Annotated in this window: 1 protein-coding gene; it reads right to left on the bottom strand. The window is 72.9% G+C overall.

Annotated features, from left to right (window positions below):
• The coding region (locus tag ACFYMM_RS35395; RefSeq protein WP_388394482.1) for a hypothetical protein at positions 1-4,095 on the bottom strand (4,095 nt) is incomplete at both ends.

Raw genomic sequence — 4,095 nt, 5'->3', positions numbered from 1 at the left:
GAGTCCCGACCGCCTCCGCAGCCGCGGGACGATCCGCAGCAGCCGCATCACCACTGCCGCGATCAGCGGCGGAAGCCCGGGACTCGGCGGTCCGCGCGATGTCGGCTCCGGTCCGCCCGGCCGCCCGAGTCCCGACCGCCTCCGCAGCCGCGGGACGATCCGCAGCAGCCGCATCACCACTGCCGCGATCAGCGGCGGAAGCCCGGGACTCGGCGGTCCGCGTGGTATCGGCTGCGGTCCGCCCGGCCGCCCGAGTCCCGACCGCCTCCGCAGCCGCAGGACGATCCCCAGCAGCCGCATCACCACTGCCGCGATCAGCGGCGGAAGCCCGGGACTCGGCGGTCCGCGCGATGTCGGCTCCGGTCCGCCCGGCCGCCGGAGTCCCGACCGCCTCCGCAGCCGCAGGACGATCCCCAGCAACCGCATCACCACTGCCGCGATCCGCAGCAGCCGCATCGCCGATGCCGCGATCAGCGGACTCACCGGCCCGCGCGGTGTCCGCTTCCGTCTGCGTACGGCCGGAATCGTCGGTGCTTTCGCGGCCGTCGGCCGCGTCCCCGAGCGTGGACTCGGCGCCGGACGCCTTCTCCCCCTCCCCGGCCGGGAGGTGGGGTTCCCCGTCCGGTTTGTAGATCCCCTTCAGCAGTTCGGCCATAGTGGCGGAGAGCGGCGAGTCGGACTCGGCGCGTTCCATCACCGCGACCTGCGGCCGCGCCTCCCGAGCGGAGTCCGCGCCGCTGTCCTCGGACTTCAGAAGCTGGAACTCCGGCTCCGGTTCGCTCTCCGGCCTCTCGGCAGCGGTGGCGTCCGACCCGGCGTCGCTGCGGTCGCTGGACACGCTCTCGGTGTCTGCGTCCGGCTCGCTCCACATGTCGTCGCCGCTGTCACGTCCTGACGTGCCCTCACCGGCAGCCGACGGATCCTTCGTGCCGTGCGCGCTCTGGCCGGCCGCAGGACGATCGGTCCAGCTCGTCACGGCGTCCGTCGCACGCTGGAAGTCCGCCCATGCGCCGCGCATCGCCGTGGCATCGCCCGATTCCCACGTCCGACGGACATGGGCCGCCCAATCAAGGGCGACTTCGAACGGCATTCCGGACCTGAGCGCCAGGGCGAGCACGGGATGTTCCTGCCGCTCCGCCGCGACCGCAGACCTGTCCCCCTGCCTTGCCTGCCGCAGATCGGCGAGATGCGACGTCAGCGCGTCCATCACCGTCTGTACGGCGGCTGCGCCCCCGCGGTCGAACTCCTTCCCGGCCAGAGCGCCCCACACCTTGGCCTGCTCCGCCTCCGCCTTCAAGGTCGACAGAGACTGCGTCGCCTCCCGCTGCTCGAGCGCATAGTGCTCCACCAGATACGCGACGCGTTCCTCGGTCAGGTTGCCGCGCCGCGGATCGAACTCCCGGCCCGTCACCAGGGCGTGCCATCCGGCCTTCTGCGCACCGGGCACCTCAGCATCCGGCTCCGTCTTCCGCGCCGCGGCCACCTCCGCACGTTCAGCAAGGTGATCCGCCCAGATCTGTTCCACCTCGGCCTTCGCCGCCGTGTCACGGGCGGTCTGCTCGGCCTCGGCCAGCCGGCTGCGCAGATCGCTGACGGACTGCGCGTCAGCCTCCCTGGGCTTCTCCGCCTCAGCGGCCGCCTGCGTGTCCGACTTGGCCGCCGCCGACTTCGACGGCGCCTCGCTTCGGGACCCTTCGGCAGTATCGAGCCGCGCCCCTGCCGCCTCGGCGGTCCGCTGCTCCAGTGCCTCCAGCTTCGGGCCGAGTTCGGCCTTCACCTGGGCCTCGCGCACCGCGGCCTTGGCCGCCTGCTGCCGCGCGTCCGATGCGTCGAGCCGCGCCTGCTCGGCCTGCTTCGACCAATATGCCGCTTCGGTTTTGGCGGTCCCGCGCCGTTCGTCGGTCCCGTCCTGAGTCCTCTCCGCCTCGTTCCGCCACCCTCGGGCTCGGGCGGAGTCGGCCAGGATGCGTTCCGTCACCAGCTCGTGTGCCGCGGGAGTGTCCCGTTGCTGCGGTGCCGCTTCCGACTGTGCCTTCCGCAGATTCGGTTCGGCGGCCCTGACAGCGTCTTCGGCCCTGTGCACCCGGTCGAGCGCCGCCTCGCGAGCGTCGGCGTCGTCCCGCTGCTGCGCCAGCACCGTGTCCAAGTCCGCCCGCGCCGACGCCAATTCCTCCCTAGCCCGCTGCAGTGCGTCCTGGGCCTCGGCAACGTGCTTTTGAGCCGAGGTGAGCTCTGCCTTGTCGGCCTGCCGGTGCTGCAGCGCCTCCGTCACCGCCTTGACCGTCGCCTTCGCCACGGACAGGGTGTGGGCCCTCTCCGCCGCCCGCGCCCGTGCGGCCTTGACCGCCGGCGAGTCGGCGACCTCTTTCTGCTGCTGCTCCGCGGACTTCGCGCCGCCTTCGTGGTCCTGCTCCGCCGCGACCCTGGCGGCCTCGCGCTCCCGCGTCTCCCTCAGCTCCGCGACGGCATCCTGATGCCTCTGCTCCGCCTCGCGCAGGGCGGCCTCTTCATCGGCCAGCCGGCTGCTGATTGCGCGCTCCCGCACCGCCGGATCGAGAATCTCGCCGAGATGCGCCTGCTGACGCCCTGACGGGGCCTCCGCCGCGTCCTCGCGGGCCGTGCGCGGAGCGTATGCGGCCTTGTCGACCGCGGCAGCCGCCCGGTCCGACCTGGACCGCATCACCCCGGCATGCACCTGAGCGTCGAACAGGGCGTCCTCGGCCTGGTGCACCCGGTCGAGCGCCGCCTCGCGAGCGTCGGCGTCGTTCCGCTGCTGCCGCAGCACCGTGTCCAGGTCCGCCCGTGCCACTGCAAGATCGGACGCGGCGAGATCGGCCCGCGCCGCCACCTCGTCCGCCCTGGCCTCGGCCACATCGCGTTCGGCTTCCGCCATCCGCACGCGCGCGGCCACTTCCTCTGCCCTGGCGCGCCCATCCGCCGGATGAGTGCCCGCGCCCTCCCGCGCCGTCCCGGCATCCGCGCGATCAGCGCCCTTGCCCTGCCCGGCAGCTCCCAGGTCCGCTCGGGTCTGCTCCAGGTCCCGCTCCGCCGCCTTCGTGGCGGCCTCGGCCTCCGACACCCTCGCCCGTGCGGCCTCGGCGTCCGCCTGGATCTGCGCCCCCTCCGCCGCCTGCGGGGCGGCCTCCTCCTGCGACTCCCGTGCCTGTGCGGTCTCGGCGTCCGCCTGGCTCTGCGTCCGCGCCGGCTCGGCCTGCCCGCCCGTCACCCGTTCTGCCTGGGGCTCCGCCCCCGTGGCCTTGCCACGAGTGGTGTCACCGTCCCGCTCCGCGTCCCGGATCGCCGTGTGCACCGCACTTAGGTCCGCGGCACTGGCCTTCTGGCGCTGCGTCGCCCCTTCCAGGTCCTGGTTCGCCTTCTTCCACCGGGCTTCCGCCCTGGCCTCGGCGTTCTGCGCCACGGCCAGCCTGTCGTGCGCCGCCTTGGCCTGTTCCGGGGTGGCGGATCCGTTCTTCTTTGCCTCCTCCAACTCCTTTACTTCGTTCTTGGCGACCTCGAGCTGTTGCCACTTCCTATGGGCCGCTGCCTTGGCCTTGGACGCCCGGATCTGCGCAGCATTCACCGCGGCGGTGTCGGCGGCGTGGCGTTGCTCCGCCGCCTGCAGCTGCGGCTCCAGCTCCGACTTGCGCTGATTCAGCCTGGCCTGAGCGGCGTCCGCGTCGGACCGCAGGGCGGCGAGCCGCTCTTGCAGGGCGTCCATCACCCTCTGCACGCCGACGGAGCCATGGTCGCGGTACTCCTGTGCGGCCCACTCGCCCCACTCGTCGGCCTCGCCCCAGCGGGCCGCGTCGCTCTGCGGCAACTTCCGCCCCGCGTACGACGCCGTGTAGTACGACAGACGTTCCGGAGTCAGAACGCCTTTTTGCAGGCCCCGGTCCGTGCTCTTTCCCAGCACGTTCTTCCACGGCGTCCCAGCGGTGCCCTCGGCGGTCTGCTCCGGCCGCTCGCCGAGCAGACGATCCGCCCGGTCCCGCGCCGCCTCGGCCCGGATCGCCACGACCCGCGCGGCACCCTGTGCGTGCAGCTCCTGCCGCTCGGCCTCGTACAGTGCGGCTCGCGCCGCGACGACCTTCCTCG

This window comes from Streptomyces sp. NPDC006739 (assembly GCF_042869815.1).
Taxonomy (GTDB): domain Bacteria; phylum Actinomycetota; class Actinomycetes; order Streptomycetales; family Streptomycetaceae; genus Streptomyces.
This window is presented reverse-complemented; position numbering and strand designations above follow the sequence as displayed.